Source organism: Vibrio sp. 10N.247.310.23 (assembly GCF_041467155.1).
GTDB lineage: Bacteria > Pseudomonadota > Gammaproteobacteria > Enterobacterales > Vibrionaceae > Vibrio > Vibrio crassostreae_C.
The window spans coordinates 141761-162345 of record NZ_JBFSTZ010000011.1 but is presented as its reverse complement, the minus strand read 5'-3'; the positions used below and the strand labels follow the sequence as shown (position 1 = coordinate 162345).

At 43.7% G+C, this 20585-nt stretch carries 13 protein-coding genes and 1 pseudogene; 6 read left to right on the top strand and 8 right to left on the bottom strand.

The window, feature by feature from the left end:
- The 5 genes and pseudogenes from AB6D93_RS10910 to AB6D93_RS10890 all read right to left on the bottom strand — a co-directional run.
- Positions 1 to 188 (bottom strand): annotated as a pseudogene (locus AB6D93_RS10910) (capsular biosynthesis protein); the annotation flags it as partial.
- Entirely contained in the window at positions 188 to 2407 is a 2220-nt protein-coding gene (locus AB6D93_RS10905) for an exopolysaccharide transport family protein (protein ID WP_102333007.1), read from the bottom strand. The pseudogene AB6D93_RS10910 and the gene AB6D93_RS10905, both read right to left, overlap by 1 nt.
- A 13-nt stretch (positions 2408 to 2420) precedes the next feature.
- Positions 2421 to 3023: a polysaccharide biosynthesis/export family protein gene (locus tag AB6D93_RS10900; RefSeq protein ID WP_372050168.1), complete on the bottom strand. Its 603-nt coding sequence runs from the start codon at positions 3021 to 3023 to the stop codon at positions 2421 to 2423.
- An 11-nt stretch (positions 3024 to 3034) separates the two neighbouring features.
- On the bottom strand, positions 3035 to 4339 hold the full coding sequence (locus tag AB6D93_RS10895) for an outer membrane beta-barrel protein (protein WP_102333008.1): 1305 nt from the start codon (positions 4337 to 4339) through the stop codon (positions 3035 to 3037).
- Positions 4323 to 5738 (bottom strand): undecaprenyl-phosphate glucose phosphotransferase, encoded by a 1416-nt coding sequence (locus AB6D93_RS10890; RefSeq protein WP_102333009.1) that lies wholly within the window; start codon positions 5736 to 5738, stop codon positions 4323 to 4325. Before AB6D93_RS10890 ends, AB6D93_RS10895 begins: the two co-directional genes overlap by 17 nt.
- A gap of 960 nt (positions 5739 to 6698) precedes the next feature.
- Between AB6D93_RS10890 and AB6D93_RS10885 the strand changes: the two genes are divergently transcribed.
- The 4 genes from AB6D93_RS10885 to AB6D93_RS10870 are packed head-to-tail and all read left to right on the top strand — an operon-like array spanning position 6699 to position 11995.
- The gene (locus AB6D93_RS10885) at positions 6699 to 7880 is read left to right on the top strand and encodes an efflux RND transporter periplasmic adaptor subunit (protein ID WP_170967426.1); all 1182 of its coding nucleotides are present in this window, start codon (positions 6699 to 6701) and stop codon (positions 7878 to 7880) included.
- Between the two features lie 3 nt (positions 7881 to 7883).
- Positions 7884 to 9833, top strand: a complete 1950-nt coding sequence (locus tag AB6D93_RS10880) for a MacB family efflux pump subunit (protein WP_102333010.1) — start codon at positions 7884 to 7886, stop codon at positions 9831 to 9833.
- Positions 9834 to 9890: 57 nt separating this feature from the next.
- Positions 9891 to 11300: an ATP-binding protein gene (locus AB6D93_RS10875; protein ID WP_136975169.1), complete on the top strand. Its 1410-nt coding sequence runs from the start codon at positions 9891 to 9893 to the stop codon at positions 11298 to 11300.
- On the top strand, positions 11297 to 11995 hold the full coding sequence (locus AB6D93_RS10870; RefSeq protein WP_102333411.1) for a response regulator: 699 nt from the start codon (positions 11297 to 11299) through the stop codon (positions 11993 to 11995). Before AB6D93_RS10875 ends, AB6D93_RS10870 begins: the two co-directional genes overlap by 4 nt.
- Positions 11996 to 12625: 630 nt before the next feature.
- Here AB6D93_RS10870 and AB6D93_RS10865 read toward each other — a convergent pair.
- The 3 genes from AB6D93_RS10865 to cas6f form a co-directional block, all read right to left on the bottom strand.
- Positions 12626 to 12877: a hypothetical protein gene (locus tag AB6D93_RS10865; RefSeq protein WP_102333412.1), complete on the bottom strand. Its 252-nt coding sequence runs from the start codon at positions 12875 to 12877 to the stop codon at positions 12626 to 12628.
- 306 nt (positions 12878 to 13183) lie between these two features.
- Positions 13184 to 13582: a hypothetical protein gene (locus tag AB6D93_RS10860; RefSeq protein WP_102333413.1), complete on the bottom strand. Its 399-nt coding sequence runs from the start codon at positions 13580 to 13582 to the stop codon at positions 13184 to 13186.
- A 496-nt stretch (positions 13583 to 14078) separates the two neighbouring features.
- A complete protein-coding gene (gene cas6f / locus AB6D93_RS10855; protein WP_240799479.1) occupies positions 14079 to 14600 on the bottom strand; it encodes a type I-F CRISPR-associated endoribonuclease Cas6/Csy4 in 522 nt (173 codons plus the stop codon).
- A 71-nt stretch (positions 14601 to 14671) separates the two neighbouring features.
- Here cas6f and AB6D93_RS10850 point away from each other — a divergent pair, with 71 nt between their 5' ends.
- Positions 14672 to 19315 (top strand): RHS repeat domain-containing protein, encoded by a 4644-nt coding sequence (locus AB6D93_RS10850; RefSeq protein ID WP_240799478.1) that lies wholly within the window; start codon positions 14672 to 14674, stop codon positions 19313 to 19315.
- Between the two features lie 338 nt (positions 19316 to 19653).
- Entirely contained in the window at positions 19654 to 20430 is a 777-nt protein-coding gene (locus AB6D93_RS10845; RefSeq protein WP_102333415.1) for a hypothetical protein, read from the top strand.
- The last annotated feature ends 155 nt before the right edge of the window (positions 20431 to 20585 follow it).

Genomic DNA, 20585 nt, shown 5'->3' with positions numbered 1-20585 from the left:
GTCAATAGCAGCTGTGATGCAAACGTACAAACTTGTGCTCCGATTAAGGCAATACTGTACGTTAACGCGTATGAGCCGACTTCCGACATCCCGTACCAATGCGAAATCAACCATATCGAACCAGCCCCAATTAACTGAGACAATATCGATGATGTCGCAATAGTGGAAATGCTTTTAAGCAAGCTCACTAAGAGCCCTCGATATTGAGTAAATCCATACTACCTTGAGCAATAAAACGCAGAGACTCTTCACCCACAACTCGGTCATCACTCACTTGATTGAGTACTCCAAAAGCTCGCTGGTCCAACAACGGCGACAACTTATTTAGTTGATGCTTTATTTCATTCGCCGTATGTTGATCAGATTTGACCACGACAATCAAGCTATCCAAAAAGCGCAATAGGAGCTGTGCATCCTTACTATCATTCAGAGCTGGAAGCTTTATGATGACAGATTCAAAACGCTGACAAAGTGCCAACAATGCAGATTCACATTCTGGGCGAGCAAAAAAAGTTAATGGTGATTCAGCCAGGGTACCAGGGGCGATATAAGACAATCCCTGTGATATTGGCATAATGACTTGCTCAATATCGAGTTGTAGTGCTTCTTGTAATGATGAAGACTTGTTTTCATCACCTATTTGTACCGAACTCAATTGGCTAAACACCAAATGACTAAACCCAGCAATTTCTTCCTGTACGTTAAACTTAGGGGAACTGCAGTGACTGTCCGCAACAATATCTCTTGTAAATTCGCCTTCTCCACGATAATCCAAATCAAGCAGTAAAGTTGGTTTCACTTCACTGACCGCAGCAGCTAATAATAACGCCGTCGTCGTTGCACCTTCTTGTCGGTATGACGATACGACACCGACACACTGACTACTTGGGCGAGCTAAAGATAATGCGGTATAAGCGCCATTTCCGATCTCGTTGGCATATTGGTTGGAACGAATTTGCTTACCTAACATCCATGTCGACATCGGTTCACTTGTAAATGAAGGCATGTCAGTTAGTGGAATTAATCCAAGCTTTGCTTCCAGCTGTGCAAGAGTTGTTATTGTTTGCTTTGTGGCTGCTCGAATAATGACAACCAAAGCACTAACTAGCATTGTCATAATACTTATCATCACGACTAACAATGGCTTGTTGGGTTTCGCTGGACGCTCACTAGCCACCGCGGGATCATAAATTCGTGCATCTTGCTCTCTATACGTCGTATTAAGAGTATGCTCAGTAGTACGCAGATAAAGCTGCTCATACAGCGATTGCTTTTGAGTAAGATCTGCCATCAAGCCATCATAATGATCACGCTTATCTGCAAGTGCAAAGAAGTCTTTTTTATGCAGAGCTAAGAGCGCTTTATAATGATTTTCTTTGATAAGTTCTGCTTGATATTTTTGCTGAAGCCCTAATTTTAGCTCATCAAGCAGGCGTACAGTTTGCTTGTGAATCACCTCAATTTCAGCATTGGCCTCAAGAACTTTAAGGTGTTTAGGTCCATATCGTCGATTAAGATCTGATAATTTCCGTTTTGCTTGTATAAGTGCAATTCTAAGATCTTGTAGCTGAGGGTGGGAGGAGAAGTCAGGCAACGAGGTGAGAGTCCCTGTATCACCTTTCATATATTGGCTCACCAATTCATAATTAGCTTGAGCAGCTAAGCGCCTCTCTTTTGCATCCGCCAATTTATTGGTAATAATCCCAAGTTCTTCTGTTTCAAAACCATCAACACCTCGGAAGGTCAGTAACCCCTCGCTTTGCAAAAATGCGTCTATTTCTTTCTTTTGCTGACTAATTTGTTGTTTGAGTACACCTAGCTGTTGCGTATTCCATCGTTTAGCTTGCTGGGTTTTAGCAATTTTTTGCTCCACCGTATAATCAATAAAAGCTTGTGCCACTGCATTTGCGATTGTTGAAGCTTGTTGTGCGTTCGTAGATTCATAAGACACATAAACTAATTGAGTTAAGCGGACTGAAGTAAATGTTAGGTGTCGCTTCAACTCTTTAACCGCATGGTTAATGCGTAGCTCTCGAGGCAGTGTCCAATCGCCATTGCCAGTTAACGTTGAACCATTAAACTCTTCATTTTGTTGCAGTTCTAACGCTTCAACAGCTTTAACCAACACGACTCTAGATTGCATTAGGTTAAATTGCGTTTCATAGTACTGTGAGCGAGCAGAGTCATAATCTTCGATCGGATCAACCGGAGAGACATTGTCCGATTGCGCTTTAATCAATACTGTCGCAGTCGAGACATACTTAGCCGTCATCGACCAAATCACTGGCAGGCTTAACCCCGTTACAACTACTGTAACCAGCAATAGCTTAAGCCCATGAATTTTCAGAGCAGCCAAAAACGGTGCAAAGTTAACGTTACTTTCTAAAGGTTTACCACGTTCTACCATTACTTTTATCACCTTAGAAAAAGCTCTTCTCAACAATAACAACATCGCCGGGATAGACAGAGTGTGTCATCTCGACTTTTTTTATCATTTCTTTTTTCCCTGAAGGGCGAATGTTAATATCACCTCTATCAGCCCGATCAGTGAAGCCACCGGCCATAGCAATCGCTTGTTCTACAGTAAGTTGGGGCTCATATTCGTAGCCATTAGGGTTTTCAACTTCCCCAAGAAGGTAAAATTTACGGAACCCTTCCATAGTAACGGTCACCATTGGCGAGCGAATAAACCCAGCTTTCAAACGAGTTTCAATATCATGCTCTATCGAGTCTGTCGTTTGTCCTGAGAGCTGTACTCGACCTATATAAGGAAAATTAATATCACCACGCTTGCCTATCTTTAAAGACATCGACATTTCTTTCTCCCCATACACCCAGATTCGTATCTGGTCCCCTGGCCCCAAAAGGTACTCTCGAGTCTCACTGTTAGCCGGATGATGGCTATTTTCAAGAGTCATGGAAGTAGTATTTTTCACTTCTTTTTCAGGTGCTATCGTGTTTGCGGCTGCAGCAAAACTAATACAGCCCATCAACACACAGTAACCTAATAACAGTAGCTTTATTTTTTTCATCTCTAGATCTGTACCTTTAGTGCCAATCCAATTGTGTTTTTGTCATAGCCAAGTTTACGACTCACCGAGGATTGGGAGTTATCTCCGATGAAAAACACGACTTCATCCTCGCTCGAACGTTTGCGGGCGAACTGATAGTTCAACTCAAGCCTAATAGAAGGCCGAAAATCATATCCTAACGTGACTGACGCAACGTCTAGATCATCCTTTCTATCATTCTGTTCTACCCGATAGTCATCGACTTCTCTTCCATAATCAACCGTAGTACTTAACCTCTCGACCCACCAATGATGTTCCCACGATAGACCGACCTTAGTGTTAAGAATATAACCACCTTCTTCCGTTGGGTCTTTGACTCTACGCCAACCATATAAAGACCACTTCGAATGCTTGAGTGGTTGCCAGTTAATATTGGCGTCCCAATTTAAACCACTGAACGATTGTGCCTCTCTGTTATTCGGAAAACGCTTGTACAACCAAGCTAAATCAGTCTCTATTAACAGCTTTCCCGTTCTTTGGGACTTCAAACCGATAAGCGCATAATGTTCACTCGAATCCTTAGCCGAATTCGCTTCATAGCTTCGTAGGTTACTAATTAGACTGTATCGAAAACGAGTCCGCGATGAATACTGGTCGAACAATTCAGCAGTTATAGTATTTTCGTTCCATTCCTGCTCCTTTATATAATGGTAGAAGTCACTGGATGCGCTTTGAACTTCGTCCAACTCATCAAACGCTATATCTTTAACCTGCCACGCAAGGTCTAATTTCCCCCGCCCCTCAGGCGCACCATAGCTATATCGTATCTCACTATTTAAGAACCGGTTTTGTAACGGTGTATTCACTCCAAAAGACGTAAACTGAGTAGGATTGAAACCTTCCGTTAGCTCTGTCCCCCGTTCTTCATGCCCCCAATCTTGCTGGATAAACCAATCAAGACCGTGCTTAAGCCCGAACCTCAACGAAGATCGAAACATTAAAAAATGGTCGGTGTAATCATCATCGCTTGCACTGTCGTAGCGTGAATAATCACCAGAATACACCAACACATAGCGGTCCTCTCCACGCTCGCCTACTGCACGCAAGTACGGTGTTAATTTGGTGTAAGCTGATGCAATCTCGTTCATAGGGTTAACTTGGTATGTCACATTTGAATCCTGACCATACTCAGCGCCAACTTCTGACTGGACATCGATACCCGCTACTGAGATATGCGACTTGGGAGTAAGCTCTGCATGACAAACTTGGCTAACAAAACCAAATAAAACTACAGCGCTGATACTTAGTAGGCTAGTACGCCTTTTCACTAACAAACCCTTTAAATACCGTTAGAAACACTATTTTAATGTCCAACCAAAGCGACCAGCTCTGTAAGTAAACGATGTCATACTGAACCCGTTTACTCATTTTATCGACGGTTTCTGTCTCTCCACGATAGCCATTAATTTGTGCCCAACCTGTTATACCTGGCTTGATTTTGTGTCTAATCATATAGTTAGAGACAATCTTTCGATATTGCTCATTGTGAGCAACTGCATGAGGTCTTGGCCCTACGATAGACATTGAACCTTGTAAGACATTAAAGAATTGAGGAAGCTCATCTAAAGATGTTCGGCGAATAAACGCACCAAACTTTGTCACTCTTGGGTCTGAATGCGTTGCTTGTTTAAAATCGTCCCCGTTCTCCATCACATTCATAGAGCGAAATTTCCATACCTTGATCTTTTTTCCACCCAGACCATAACGATCTTGTTTAAACAAGATGGGACCTTTAGAACTGAGTTTGACTCCGATTGCCACAGCACAAAGAACAGGCGTAATAAGCAACAAAATGAGGCTAGCTAAGACAATATCTTCGATACGCTTGATCACTCCACCTATCCCATCAAATGGAGTACCAAAGATACTTAACGTTTGTACATTACCAACAGACTTGAATTGGGATGCTGATAGGTTATAGCTATACAGATCGGGAACCATAAAAGTATCGACGGTAGTATCAGATAAAAGTGTCAGACAACGAGTGATTCGCTCTTTTGCAATCATAGGTAACGCAATGTAAACCTCATCAATCTGGTTGTGTTGCGCTTGTTCTATCAAAATATCTACAGTGCCAACATAACGAGATTTAATCATATATCCAAACCGTTCTTCCTTACGGTCGTCATACAGTTCAATCTCTATGTCCTGGCTCCTATAATAAATCAGCAATTGCTTCTCCAAAGCAATTGCTGCTGGTGATAGCCCGATAATCGCTATTCTCTTTACCTTTTTGTACTTTTTAAAACACGAACGATAGATCGTAAAAGCAATAACTCGAATTAGAATGGTTGATAACATAGCGCTAGCAAACCAGATATAATACAAGCCATTGTTAAAGTGACTTATTTGACTTCCGACTAAGTCTTCTACGTTATATTTTACGATCTCCATTGCGATCAAAGTAAAGAAGGCTGTCGCAACAATTCGAACAATTGAAGAATCGAGGCGCCGACGTACATGAACACGATATAAATGATAATACTCGCCGAATAACAAAAAGAATGTCGCGACAAAAAACGCCGCTGCCACATCGATTGCGGTTTCATCAACAAATACCGTATTGACAATAACTGCTAAAGACAGATTTATTAGTAAAAAGTCTGTGGCTTTAAATAATGGTGCGTAGCCGTCTTCTGCAATTTTCAGAGCTTGTTTTGTATTCATAAACAAAAAAGACACCTCGAGACATATCGTTAACTGTATTCATTTGATATTAGCCAATTTCTCTCCAATTTATGTGACTTAAACATAAATCTACGAGTTGCCCGCATAGAAGTATAGTAAACACGCTACAGTCTTATTAAAGATATAGATGTTCATATTTAACTTTTATCAAACTCTCTCTCAGTAAAGGGTACACTATGCACCATAGCCATTAAAGAGCACCTTCAGTCGTATATTGGTTTTATTCGCGCGATCTAAGAAAATTGACAATCTACTAACTAAAACTTTGAAGAATTTCGCGAGATATAATCTTAAGAATATCAATAGACCATTAATTTATATTTATTTTAAATATCAAGCCTATTAATTAGTGTCTATATAAAAGCTTTGAATCTATCGAATAAAGTCCAAGTACAAACGAGATGGGTGGGAACGTTACATAAATTGCAGATAGCAAAAAGCCGCTCATGAAGAGCGGCTTTTTTAAAGTGATGCTTGCAGGATAAGTCAGCATAACTCGAACCAACCATCAAAGACTTACAATACTATTTGCAGTATAAGTTCGCATAACATTGCATCGAAAGTCTGCAAATTTGAACAACGACTAAGATTCAACGTAGTAAATTTACTACGCTCCAATTAATCCTCTAGCAGACATAATCGACAGACATAATCGACATGTGTGTAACAAACTTTTGGACAAAAATGGTTTAGAATAAAAGCTCCATTCCATTCAATGGCAGATATCTGCATCTAATCTTTCGGTTATCAATAGCGAATACTTATTATAGTCTCATAGCACACACCATAATCTTCATTATCTCTTCACAATTCAAATTAACCTTTACTATTCAGTTATTTAAAAATTACCGCACTTCATTTTTCCCCTATCTTTGTTAGTTATTATTTCATCATCAATCAAGGCAACGTTCATTCAGCCGACTTAACCTTTCAGGGGATATGATGAAAAAACTAACCAAAGCGATTATTACATGCTTGATGATTGGCTCTATAGGTAGCGGCGCATACTACTACCAAGCTCAGAACGCTCAACAAGAAATGGTGTACACCACTGACATGGTGCGTAGAGGCAACATCAAGGATGTCGTGCTGAGCAATGGTGTGCTTTACCCAAATAAATTGGTTAACGTCGGTGCTCAAGTCTCCGGAGAAATTGAACAAATTGCTGTCGAGTTAGGTCAAGAAGTCCAGCAAGGAGAGTTGATCGGACAGATAGACAGCCTCACTCAACAAAATGAGCTAAAAGAAGCGCTTGCTTCTCTCGACTCTATCGAGGCGCAAATTCGTGCTAAGCAAGCCATGATCAAGAAATCAACCTCCACCTTTGAGCGCTATAAGTCGATGCTAAGTAACAAGGCGTCATCACAAGCGGATTACGACAGTGCTGAAGCAGAGCTTGCTATCTACGAAGCTGAATTAGATCAGCTAGTTGCAGAAAAACAGAAAGCCGAAATCAACGTCGATACTGCTCGTCTAAATCTGAGCTACACCACGATTGATGCCCCAATGAGTGGCACTGTGGTGTACGTTTCAGTAGAGGAAGGACAAACGGTCAACACCAATCAATCTACCCCATCCATTGTTGAGATTGCCGATCTCGATACCATGGTGGTCCGTGCTCAAATTTCTGAGGCGGATGTTATCCATGTCAGTGAGGAGCAACAGGCTTACTTTTCGATTCTTGGCGAGTCAGATACACGCTTTAGTGGCGTATTACGCTCAATTGAACCGGGCCCGACCTTAATGAACGGTGATGATAGCAATCTAGAAATTGGCGACAGCGATGCGATCTACTACAACGCACGCTTCGAGGTGCAAAACCCAGACAGACTCTTACGCATTGGCATGACAGCTCAGGTGTCGATTGTTCTTGATAGTGCGGATGATGCTTTGATGATCCCAGCGCAAATACTACAAAACTCTGGCAAAGATGGCTTTCAAGTTCCTGTTATTCAGGGTGGAAAAGTGGAGCTAAGACAGGTCGAAGTTGGGCTTAACAATAATATATATGCAGAAATAACATCTGGCCTTCAAGAGGGAGATGAGGTGGTGGTTGGTCAAGCCTCGTCAACCGCGTCTAGCGATATGCCCATACGCGGCCAAGGCCCAATGAGGATGTAAGCGATGAATAATCCACTACTAGAAATCAAAGGCGTGAGCCGAGCGTTCCAATCTGGCGATCAAGCACTCACTGTGCTGAACAACATTGACCTAGCGATAAATCGAGGCGAGATGGTGGCGATTATCGGCGCTTCTGGCTCAGGAAAATCTACATTGATGAACATTCTTGGTTGTCTTGATAAACCATCCCAAGGCCAATATCTGATTGATGGTCAGGATGTCTCAAATATGGATGCTGATCAGCTTGCACAACTAAGACGAGAAAACTTCGGCTTTATTTTCCAGCGCTATCATCTACTGAGTGACTTAACGGCGCTTGAGAATGCAGAGATCCCTGCTTTGTATGCGAATACAACCAAAGAGCAACGCCGTGAGAAAGCCGAGCAGCTACTCACTCGATTGGGTTTAGAGGAGCGCCTTGATCATAAGCCCAATCAATTAAGTGGTGGTCAGCAGCAGCGTGTGAGTGTCGCCCGAGCACTGGTCAATGGTGGCGATGTGATCCTTGCTGACGAACCGACAGGTGCGCTCGATAGTCACAGCGGCAAAGAGATGATGCAACTTATTCAGGAGCTTCACGCTGACGGACATACCATCATTCTTGTTACTCACGACCCTAAGGTTGCCGCGTTTGCTGATCGAGTCATTGAGATCAAAGATGGTCAAATCATCCAAGACCAGCAAAACCACGATAAACCTAAATCAAACGTTGTCGCTAAAGAGAACAACGCGATCCAAGATCACAACAAACAACTCAGCATTTTTCGCTATCTAGAGGCGTTTAAGATGGCGTTGCTTGCGATGTCTAACAACCGTCTACGAACCTTTCTGACCATGTTAGGGATCATCATCGGTATCGCCTCGGTGGTATCGGTTGTGGCAATGGGTACTGGCTCCCAGCAAACCATCCTTGAGAACATGGCAAACATGGGCACCAACACGATAGAGATAAAACCCGGAACTGGCAGGGGTGATAAACACTCGGGTCGTATCCGAACGCTTACTGCGGATGATGCCAAAGTGCTCGAAAACTTTGCATTTGTTGATAGCGTGACACCAACAGTACGAGCGAATGGTGCCATTCGTTATGCCAGTGAAGTGCATACAGGAAGCGTTGAGGGAGTGGGTTTAGACTACTTTCGAGTTAAGGGGCTTGAGCTCGATAAAGGGCAGTTTTTCAGTCAAGAGAGTATCGATTCGCTCGAGCAAGTGGCGATCATTGACGCCAATGTCGTAACCGATGTATTTCAGGGGGAGGACCCGATTGGTAAGGTCATCTTTCTTGGTCAATTGCCTGTGCGCGTCATCGGTGTCACCGCAGAGCAAGATGATAGCCTTACCAGCAGCGATACGTTGAATGTTTGGCTCCCCTACTCGACAGTATCGGGCCGATTACTGAACCAAAGCTATGTTAACGACATTACGGTAAGACTCAATGACGAGGTATCAAGTTCAGCGGCTGAACAGGCGATTATCACGCTCATCAAAGCGCGTCATGGTGCCGAGGATTTCTTTACAGTCAATACAGACGCTATTCGCCAAAACATTGAGAAAACCTCATCAACCATGACCATGCTCATCTCAGCCATCGCCTTTATCTCGCTGGTTGTTGGCGGAATTGGGGTAATGAATATTATGTTGGTGTCCGTTACCGAGCGCACGAGGGAGATAGGCATTCGTATGGCCGTCGGAGCCAGACAAACCGACATCCTGCGCCAATTTCTGATTGAAGCTGTGTTAGTCTGTGTTTTAGGTGGCTTGATGGGAATAGGCTTGGCTTACTTTGTTGGCTTTGCATTAGGGTATATGGGTAGTGACATTCGAATGATTTATTCAACAAGTTCTATCATCGCAGCATTCAGTTGCTCGACTTTAATTGGCGTTGTCTTTGGATTTCTACCCGCGAGCAATGCCGCCAAACTCGATCCAGTAGAAGCACTAGCGCGAGATTAAACCAAAAACGCCCCATTCCTTATGGTGTGTGTGGCGAACCTTTACTAGGACAGAACATTGAAACTACTCTACAAATTCTTCTTCACTTTCTGTGTGACTAGCTTTACATCGGTGGGATTAATGTTGCTGCTGGTCACGCATAACTTATCTACGGGTTTCAATGATTACGTGGAAGCTGAGGAATTAAAGCATGTTGCCGCGCTACAAGAGCAATTGACTCTTTTTTACGACCAAGAAAAGAGCTGGGAGTCGTTAAAACAAGATGACGCATTGTGGAAAAGTATTGCTAACTTTCATCGAAAAGCAGACCAATCAACACAAGAGGCGGAGAGCGAATATAGCTTGGGTCGCTTACTTCACGTACCGAGACGAGTGAGTCTTTTTGATGCCAATAAAGAGGTGGTGATCGGGCGTAAAGAGTTTCACTCCGATGCGCGCAACCAGCGCATTCTGCATAATGGTAACTTAGTGGGCTACCTCTCATTCATACCCGCTCAAATTAATAGCTACAGTGCAGAGAATGAGTTTCTGGCCAAACAAACCAGAAATTACTACACCATCGCACTTGCTGTGGTTATTCTGTCATTTGTTACTGCATGGGTTTTCTCGCGACATCTTGTCTCACCCATCAGTCGCCTTATATCTGGTACCTATCGAATGATTCGAGGCGATTATCAAGTTCGCGTTGAGAAACAGAGCAAAGATGAAATTGCTCATCTGGCGGAAAACGTGAATATTCTGGCGCAAACCTTAGAGCAAAACCAAAATAACCGATCGGTATGGATGTCGGATGTTTCGCACGAGCTTAAGACACCATTAACCGTGATGCGTGGACAACTGATGGCCATTCAAGATGGGGTTTTCCAAGCCGATGAAAAGCGCATTCAACTAATGGTGGATCAGGTGGATTCATTAAGCCGCATCGTTAACGACCTGTACCAACTCTCTATCACCGATGTCGGTGGACTCTCCTATAAAAAAGAGGTGGTGCAGCCAGTACAATTGTTACTGGAAGTGTTGAGCGGATTTGAAGCAAAACTCGATCAAAAGCCACTTTCTGTTAACTGTTCGACGTTAACCCCCCTGCTAAACAATGAACGTTGTCAGATACTTGGCGATAGTGACCGCCTGAAGCAGCTATTTACTAATTTATTGGAAAACAGCTACCGATATACGCATGCTAAAGGGCAAGTGAACCTAATTGCTCAGATTGAAGATCAAGACCTCACATTAGTCTTACAAGACTCGGCGCCAAGCGTACCTGTTGAGATGCACAACAAATTGTTTGATCGTTTCTTCAGAGTCGAGTCCTCTCGAAACCGCGAACATGGCGGTTCAGGGCTAGGCTTGGCTCTGTGTAAACAAATTACCGAAGCGCATCAAGGCATTGTTATTGCTAGTAATTCCCCACTTGGCGGCCTAAAAGTGACCATCCGATTACCACTGTTTAAGGAAGTAAACCTATGACGAAACCTCAAGTTTTGATTGTCGAGGATGAAGCTCATATCGCAGAAGTTCTGGTGGCGTATTGCCAAAACAGTGGCTTTGAAGCAACACATCTCGCGAGTGGTTCAAACGTCATCAACCATATCAGAACTCACCATGTTGATATGATGCTGCTTGATTTAATGCTGCCAGATACCGATGGCATGGATATTTGTAAACAGGTTCGGGCATTTTCTCAACTGCCAATTATTATGATTACGGCAAAAAGCGAAGAGATTGACCGACTGCTGGGGCTTGAGTTTGGCGCCGATGATTATATCTGTAAACCATTCAGTCCACGCGAAGTCATCGCCCGCATCAAAACGGTGCTGCGCCGAGTGACACCGATAAATTCGGCAAATCAGCAAGCATCCATGATCATCGACTCTGGTTTTGAAATGAAGCCTGATGAGTTTGAAGTTCGCTTTGAAGGAGCTTTAATTGACCTGACGCCACAAGAGTTCAAGATCCTAAAACTGTTTCTTGAGAACACAGGTCGAGTGTTCAGCCGTGACGATATCTTAAATCGGGCTTATTCAGACACGGCTGATGTATCGGATCGCAACATCGACACTCACATCAAGAATATTCGTAAAAAAGTAGGCCAAGTCTCTACGGGCGAATCACCAATTCGCTCTGTTTATGGTGTTGGTTATAAGTTTACTCAACGAATTTGAGAGGTAAGTATTGCAGCTTCAGATGTGCTCGTAACTCGTATTGGGGCAAAACCTTCCTAGAGTTATCACGTAAAATAGCAAAGTGAGAATAACGTTTGCTGTCGGAAAGCCGCTAAATAAAGCTTTCAAACCTTCTGGTCTACCTGTCAATTTCACCGTGAAATCCGACATCAAAAAGTAGGTTAACTGTATGTTTTATAATGATTAATTTTGGTTGCAAAAATTACCATTTTTTTTAGAAAAAGCATTCCGAACTGAAGGGGCTCAATATCTGACACTATTGACCGCAGGTAGCGCATAATAGAGCTACTTTTTGTGGTTATGGTCGTGTCTGTGCTTTAGCTAAGCTAGCTCCCTTTAGATTTGACACGTAAGATTTAGGGGAAAGATAAGTTCATTTCGCAGGTTGCGATTCGCACACTGCGAAATGAGCGTCTAACTCGAAAAAGTGCAGGTATGAGTTGTTTCTCTACTCGAGAAAAAATTGCAATAGTTCAACGACCGAGGAAACACCTCTACAGTTGATTAATAAGTAATGTACATGCTTTGCACATTAGCTAGCTCTGTTGCTGAAATTATGTTTTCTGAAACGTTTTGGGCTAAATGTTGCTCAGTTGTGGGCTAGCTAACTTAAAATGGGAAGTGCTCTTCTTCATACGCTTCAACCCAAGTCACCAACTTTTCAAGTTCGTCACCTTCGGGTGTGCCTGGTTCAGCCACATCAAACAGGGATTCAATTCTCTTCATAACGGCTTTATATTCGCTTTCTGAGAATTCTAGCCCTAGTTCATCCCATGATACCGTTGCAAGCTCATCTGCATGGGCAGTATCGAGTGTGATACCATCAAGTAGTTCTTTTTCTGACAACCTTTTCTTGTTCATAAGTCGTTTCTCGATTAAAAAATGACATAAATAGTTTATAGCAAAATGGGCTACTAGCCGTAATGTAGAACCTTGTTCGAAACACGCAATAGGGCAGAAATAATTCACGAAACAGGTTGTATCGCAATTGTGCAACAGGCTGTTGCAAAATTAGAAGATTGGAGTTGTTGCAGAATTTGCAACAACTGAGTTTTTCCTCGAAGCCTTAGTAATTGATACTAGACAAGGATGTATCCGAGTGCTGAACCCACAACCATTATGATGATACTGGTTAATGTCATATTGTTGTCGACCCATTCATCAAGCTTACTCATTCGAAGTTCCTCTTTCTTTGCTAATCATGTCAAAACCATGTTCAACACCATAAATTACTTCACGTAAAAGCGTCTTATTTGGTGAGTTCAAATTAGCAATGACTCGACCAATTTCATTGCCCAAGTTACAAAGTTCAATATCACCATCTGGAAGGCTATCAAGCGCTAACTTGAGGTTTGAAAGAAAAATATCAGGGTTCAGAAAATCTGAACTAGGGTTATCTAAAACCTCATTTCGATCAGCCATGAAATCATCTGTAACCCGCTCTACCTCATCGGCGAAGGATAGCCAATCAGGCTTTGTTCCACTCTTGGCAAGCAAATCACTGTGCGCATTATAAGGAGTCATCCCTTTCAACAGCTCTTTTTCGGTCAACTTTTTTTTGCTCATCGCACACAACCTAACAGGATATTTAGATTAGTTGGAGTATAGCAAAATCAGCTAGACTGCCGTTAGGACGAATGCGCTGAAACAAACTTTGGGGCATTTCCATGTTAGAAAGTGGGACGAATAAAACCGATTGTAAACAAACAAAAGCCACCAAGCTTAAACTTGATGGTTTTTATTCTTAACTGCTTGTTCAGCAGGAAGGTTGCTTTCTTCCTGGCCTATTCTTAGCTGCCTATTCGGCAGGACACCAATCTATGGTCAAAGATAAAAGCATGGCTTTTTTCTTAGCTGCCTATTCGGCAGGACACAAGGCAATAACGGCATTCTAGGTTATCAGATTTTTCTTAGCTGCCTATTCGGCAGGACACTGTAGAATATAGTCTCTAACAATCTGATTCTGCATGCTTAAAGTCACAATTCACCAAGATACCCTTTTTCTTCTTACGTCTGTAACTCCTTGTTTTTACTTCTCCGAAAAAGAGCTTTCATAAAAGGGTCAAAAACGTAGGTCAGGTACCGTGCCTTTTCTTTCTTGATTGGTGGCTAAACCATAGCTATTAAAGTTTGCTGCAACGCGCTCTCTAACAAACTCCTTTTGTACAAACAAAATATAACTTTCCCCTGATGAACCGCTGGAGATTGGGATTCGATGAAAACTATCGATGATTCGCTCTTCATTAGTGGCTGGTAATGATTGTCCATCACCAGAGAAATCGGCTCTCGCCATGCTACGTTTGATTCGACGTTTCTTGGAGCCCAGAAAACTTTTCCCAATCGTTTGATTACGGGTAAACCTCACCTCAACCGCAATGTCAGGCACCTCACAAACACTGGAGATCTCAAATAAACCTTCATTTACCATCACAGAGAAATAGGGCTGAAAAGCGAGTCCAACCATCATCTCTTTATCTTCAGCAACAAAGGCAATGGTTTGGCCAACTGTAGATTCGTTCCAGTCCGGAAAACTCACACCTATTTTATTCATGGCTTGTCGGTTATTGACCATAAACAAGTGCATTTGGGATATACACCGTTGAGCCAAACTTCAAAGTGGTCAAGGCACTTAAGCGCAGTAATGGCATAGGCGGTATGAACCGTACTGAGTACTTCTATAGAGGGTATCACGCTCACCCTGATAAGGGCCTGCTCGGATTTGGGGAAATACAAACCAAAGACTTAGCGAGCCACACTCTCACCTCCACCGTGACCGGCTACAGCAGTGATTGGACACCCTATGCTGAGCGTACACAAACGCGAATCAATAACCAAAAGATTGCTCAAAGTGAATTTGACTATCGTGAGGTGACGTCTCCTATCGCTGGGCAGTCTTGGCCACAAATGATTGAAAGCCGTCAATCAGCTTGGGATACATCAGGAAACCTTTTGACCCATACGGTTACGCAATATCAAGGTTACGATGCGCTTAATTTCCCCGATACCATCACACGAACGGTCGAGGATGGTAATGGTGAACGATTTGTTGAAAAAACGAGCACACGCTATCAGCATGATACGCAGCGTTGGTTAATCGGAAAACCTCGTGATGTATCTGTGACCAAATCCAATGGTCACGATTCTCAAACGAGAAATACGACCTTTTCTTATGATGCAAATACCGGGGCTTTGGTTAAGCAAACCGTCGAGCCTGGACATGCACTCTCGTTAACGACGCAATTTGACTACAATGCCAGCGGATTTCGCACCTTAGAGCGTACGACTGGCAGTGGTGAAACGCGTCAATCGACGACCCTGTACGATGCTTTAGGTCGAGTGACGAAACATACCAACGCCCTTGGTCACTTTGTCACGACCACTTATAACAACTCGTGTGGATTGCCCGACACCGTCACCGATGCGAATGGGTTGATGACCCGGTTTACTTATGACGATTATTGTCGAGAAATTAAGAAAACTTTGCCCGATGGTAACTGGGTTGAGCAAGTTTATGAATGGAGCGATGGCGCCGATGCCGGCCTAGACCAACACGGATTGACGCTGGGTGACCGCAGTGTCTTCATGGTGACCACGCAAACCTCTCAGGGCGGTTTATCGACCACGTATTTTGACAAGTTGGGGCGTGAAGTACGCACCAAGCAATTGAACGGTGATGGTAAGACCGTGATGGTTGATAAGGCTTACGATGTTAAAGGGCAGCTCGTTGGGGAAACTGTGCCTTATTTCGAGGGGTATTTTGCAGGGGATGCGACGTACTGGTTACAAACTACTTATGACGCGCTAGGTCGACCTACTGCTCAAACTCAACCAACGGAAGATGTCGGTGACCTTGTTGCGACCACTCGCTATCAAGGTTTAACCGCAACAATAACGGGCCCCGGTACATTTGAGAAGGTTGAGCAAACCAATGGTTTGGGACAAACGGTCCAAATCGTAGAAAATGGTCAGTCAACCCTACGTTATACCTATGATGCAGTCGGTAACCTCACACAAACCGATACCAATGGGCTGATAACGGAGCTGAGTTATGACCAGCTCGGTTATAAAACCAAGATGATTGACCCTGCGATGGGCACTTGGACGTATGGTCACAACGCGTGGGGGGAGCTGGTTTGGCAACAGAATGCGAAAGGACAGCGCACCACGTTCACTTATGATGCACTCGGTCGTAAAATCAATGAAACTCGCCCAGATGAAATCAATCAATGGCAGTATGACCAATCGTTGAAAGGCGGACTGGATGCCTCCAGCAGTGACAGTAGCCAACGTCGTTATACGTACGATGCGTTGGGACGCACTCAATCGATGACCCTATCCATTGATGGCTCAGAGTACACGACCTACTACGAGTACAATGAAGAAGGTCGTCTCAGTCGGGTGACTTTCCCGTCGGGGATGAACTTAGATAAAGATTACGATGTGAATGGTCTGCTTAAGCGAATGAGTATCCCTTATTCTGATATTTGGGATAGCCAATACCTGCAAATTGAGGAAGCGTTAAAAGCCACCTCAGAACGCATTGTTGAACTCGAGATGCAGGCTTATGAGCTTGAGAAAAGTGCGCAATTTTATATCGAAGAGTCTGAGCGTTTACGTCAAGCGGCAGCGCAGTTGTTTGCCAAAAGTAATAGTTACCAACATACCGCCAACAAACTCAGCGCCAGCGCGAGTTCGTTATTTCGAAGTGCCAATATTAATGCTAACCGCGCCGCGAGTTATCGTCGTAGCGCACAATATTACTGGCGAGCTTTTGGTAATCGAGTGTTCAGTAACTACAAAACACAAAATGGCTACGCGTATTACAAATATGACCGATGTACTAAGAAAGATTGGAAAGGAAATTGTAAAAAGAAAGAGTATTTTACCGCTAAAGTACCATTATGGATGGTTCAAACTCACCGCTGTACGACGTGGAAAGGCAATAAGTTTTGCTTCAATGGTGCTCAAGCCAGTATTAACTTAACGCAAGTTTATAATCAATGGGCAAACCACTATCAAGCGATTGCGAATCGTCAGCGTGCTCAGGCAAACCAAAAGCAGAGTCAGGCTAACCACTATCAAGCCGCCTCTGATAATGCAGAGCGTCGCGCGAATGAATTGATTGTGCAAGCTCAGCAAAATGCCGCGTTAGCCAGACAAGAAACCGATTTACTGTCTAACTTAACCGATGAACTCGATGATTTGGTGGTTGCGGAGGCAGAGCTTCAAGAGATAATGGACCAACGTCTAGACGATGATACGGCGGAAATTGTCTGGGTAGCGACCAGTCGTGATAACTTTGGACGAATTGGTGGGGAACTCTTTGGTAATGGAATGTTGACAAGGCGTGATATTGACCGCTCTCGCGGAACGGTTCAACGCATAACGACGGGAATGGGAGATAACTACCTTCGAGACATTCATTATACTTACGATGAGCGTGGTAACGTTCTGCGCAAAGTCAGTGCTGTCCGAAATCAACAAGAGTACTACCAGTACGATGATTTTGACCGTTTAACACAATGGCACTACAGCGATAACCGCAGCGTTGCTCAGGTCGAACGCGATTACCGTTATGATGTGTATGGAAACTTGACGTATAAAACCGGACAAGGCCAGTTTAATGTTAATGCCAACGGGCAATTGGTTGGCGATTACACGTATGATGCCAACGGCAATATGGTTTCAGGTCGCGGAAGAACCATCGCTTGGAACTCGTTTAACAAGGCCAAGCACATTAATGACAATGGCGCGGTTGCTCAGTATGAGTATGGCAGTGAGCGAGAGCGTGTAAAACAGACGTCTGATGGTGTCACAACCTACTACATCAGCCCTGAGTACCAGTTAGAGGTGTCGACCAACGCGGACGGTAAGGTTGTAACAGCGATGCGCCACCGATTTATGGCAGACAGTCAGGCGGTCGCTGAGCACGTGAAAACGTTAATTGGCAGTGAAAAGCAAATTGACCGAACCGCTTACTTCCATCGAGATGCGTTAGGGACGGCAGATTTAATCACCGACCCGAATGGGCAAGTGCAAATAGAACGTGGTTATACGCCGTTTGGTGAGCTTTTAGCGTCGGCAGAGTTACAAGCCACACCGATGTTTACCAACGCTGAGATGCGCGGTTTCACTGGGCATGAAAATGTCGGTAACAGCAGCGGTCTTATCAACATGAACGCTCGACTTTACGACCCAGCCATTGGTCGATTCTTGAGTGCGGACACGTTCGTACCAGAACCAAGCTTTAGCCAAAGTTACAACCGTTACGCGTACGTTTATAACAACCCGTTAAAATATACGGACCCGACGGGGCATTGGGTGTGGTGGGCCGCGGCCATGGCCTTTTTTGTGGTGAGTCAAACCTTTGAAAACCCGGCAATACAAATGGCAGGGATGGTGGTTGGCGCTATCGCGATGGGGTATGGAGCCGCTGGAGTTTTTGGAACAGAAACTATAGGAGCAGTGATGGCTTCAGGGGCTAGTACCTCTTTTACTACAACTTATATCACGACAGGTGACTTTGGTGACTCGATGCAAGCTGGCGTGTTAGGAGGGCTGTCTGCGGGTGTCACCTATGGGGTAGCTCATGGTGCTGCGGGTGGCACAAGTCCGTTTGGCGCCGCTCTGCCCGTCGCTCATGGTGTGGTGCAAGGCGGCTTCCATGAGCTGCAAGGTGGCAGCTTCAAGCAAGGCTTTATCAGTGGTGTCATTGGTAAGCTTGGCGGTGGCATTGTTCATGACGGTGATAAAACGCTGACGCTTCAGGAAGCTGGAGGTATGATAATTGTGTCGGGTATTGCGGCAGCTGCGAGCGGAGCGAATAGTCGAGATGCAGTGATGCGTTCTGCTATGAGTGTGATTACTATCTATCTTTATAACGAGATGGGCTGGGTAAATTACCGAGGACAGCGTATGTATGTGGATAAAGAAACATTTCAGAAAAATGCTGCAAATGCATATTTAGCGGAAGAAGCTGGACAGCCAATGTCTGATTATCTTGAAACTACAGCTGAAGAAACCGCTCAAATCGGCGCGAATGTTTTATCTACGATGTCGATTGGGGTTGGTGCATTGAACCCTGTTGCGGGGGGGTACTTGGCAACGGCTGCATGGGGTTTAGACTCCAGTTGGCCTAATTTTATTGGTATGATGATTGGTCCTGCAGGAAAGGCTGCTGGAATGATAGATGATACCGTGTATTTTGGGGCTCCGGTTATCAAGCAAACTGTAGAAAATGTAGGGACAATTAACGATGCCGCGTCAGTCGGTTGTAATACGGTGGTGAGATGTGACTAACAGAGATGATAAATGGGATGTAACTGCTATATGTAGTGTGCTTTGGTGTGGAGTAGGGATTCTTTTTTTTAAAGGTGATTATCTTTTGGCTGCTCTCGGAAGTGTTGTCTATACGATTACGATCATATTCGCACCAGTGCTGAGGCCTGTACGCAATAAATATCCGTACTTCACTTTGTGTATAGCTGTATCGTTTTTATATTTCTTTGGGATTGTATATTTATTCCAGTTAGTCGGTTTAAATAACCTATGGCGGACATTAGCAATGTTTCCTTTAATGTGCTTGGGCTACTGGTTTGGTACACGTAAAGTACGACCTATTTTGAAGGAGAATAAAAGTGGGTCATTTTAAGAAATTATACTGTGCGCTGATGTTAACGTTACTTGTAGGTTGCGGTGGAGGAAGCGGCGGCGGTAGCTCTTCCTCTGCAAACTCAGAGGATACTGTCACTCGTTACAGTAGTGATTATGCAGCTTCTGATTTACGAGTGTTCTTTGCATTATCGGTAACAAGCCCATCCGAGGCTGAAATCGAAGGATATGTTCAAGATAGTTCGTTTAACTATGTTGCAATTAATGGCGGTGACCAGCTAGTTGCTGAAGTTGATAGCCTAAACTTCTCGTTAGCTGAAACATCGGCGGAAGGAGGTGTTTACTATTATGGTGGAGATGTTTCAGCAAGCGCCTCAGAGTACATTGTAAAGTTATTGAGAGGGGATGTTGTTCAAAGTTCACTGGCAGTGAATGAACTACCGTTACCCTTTACATTAACGACAAGCTTTGCAGGCGAAGTGATAGATGTATCATGGGCTCCTGAGGCAGACCATACATACTCTTACCTAGTGGAAACGCTAACTTGTAAAAATAGTATTGAGACCAATATCAGAACTGTGTCACCAGATATTAACGCTGGTGAGCATCTACTTAATTCAGGCTCTTACAATAAGAGCTTGAGTGAAGTGTTTGGTCAAACGCAAGCACAGTTAACTCAAGGTTTTGATAGCTGTATATTTGAGATGGATATTATAGCGAGCAAGGACTCGTTACCATCGCAAACCAATGGACAGTTAACTTTTGATGTTGTTCAAAAAAGAAAGCTCATAATAGAGCTTTAGCCTTGTTATAGATAACCTGTCTAGTAATCTAGCGCCTTTCTCTTTGTTGAATTATTTAACAGGAGAGAGGCGTTATTGTTTGAATAAAAACTCACCCCAAGGTTTGATTTATTCCCGTGCTAGTCTGGCCTTGAAGCTAATACTCTAAATCATAA

What these genes read in the sequence shown, in the direction of transcription:
- AB6D93_RS10905 (WP_102333007.1), bottom strand. Translation starts at nt 2,407, where the DNA reads ATGGTAGAACGTGGTAAACCTTTAGAAAGTAACGTTAACTTTGCACCG.
- AB6D93_RS10890 (WP_102333009.1), bottom strand. Translation starts at nt 5,738, where the DNA reads ATGAATACAAAACAAGCTCTGAAAATTGCAGAAGACGGCTACGCACCA.
- AB6D93_RS10885 (WP_170967426.1), top strand. Translation starts at nt 6,699, where the DNA reads ATGATGAAAAAACTAACCAAAGCGATTATTACATGCTTGATGATTGGC.
- AB6D93_RS10880 (WP_102333010.1), top strand. Translation starts at nt 7,884, where the DNA reads ATGAATAATCCACTACTAGAAATCAAAGGCGTGAGCCGAGCGTTCCAA.
- AB6D93_RS10870 (WP_102333411.1), top strand. Translation starts at nt 11,297, where the DNA reads ATGACGAAACCTCAAGTTTTGATTGTCGAGGATGAAGCTCATATCGCA.
- AB6D93_RS10865 (WP_102333412.1), bottom strand. Translation starts at nt 12,877, where the DNA reads ATGAACAAGAAAAGGTTGTCAGAAAAAGAACTACTTGATGGTATCACA.
- AB6D93_RS10860 (WP_102333413.1), bottom strand. Translation starts at nt 13,582, where the DNA reads ATGAGCAAAAAAAAGTTGACCGAAAAAGAGCTGTTGAAAGGGATGACT.
- cas6f (WP_240799479.1), bottom strand. Translation starts at nt 14,600, where the DNA reads ATGCACTTGTTTATGGTCAATAACCGACAAGCCATGAATAAAATAGGT.
- AB6D93_RS10850 (WP_240799478.1), top strand. Translation starts at nt 14,672, where the DNA reads ATGAACCGTACTGAGTACTTCTATAGAGGGTATCACGCTCACCCTGAT.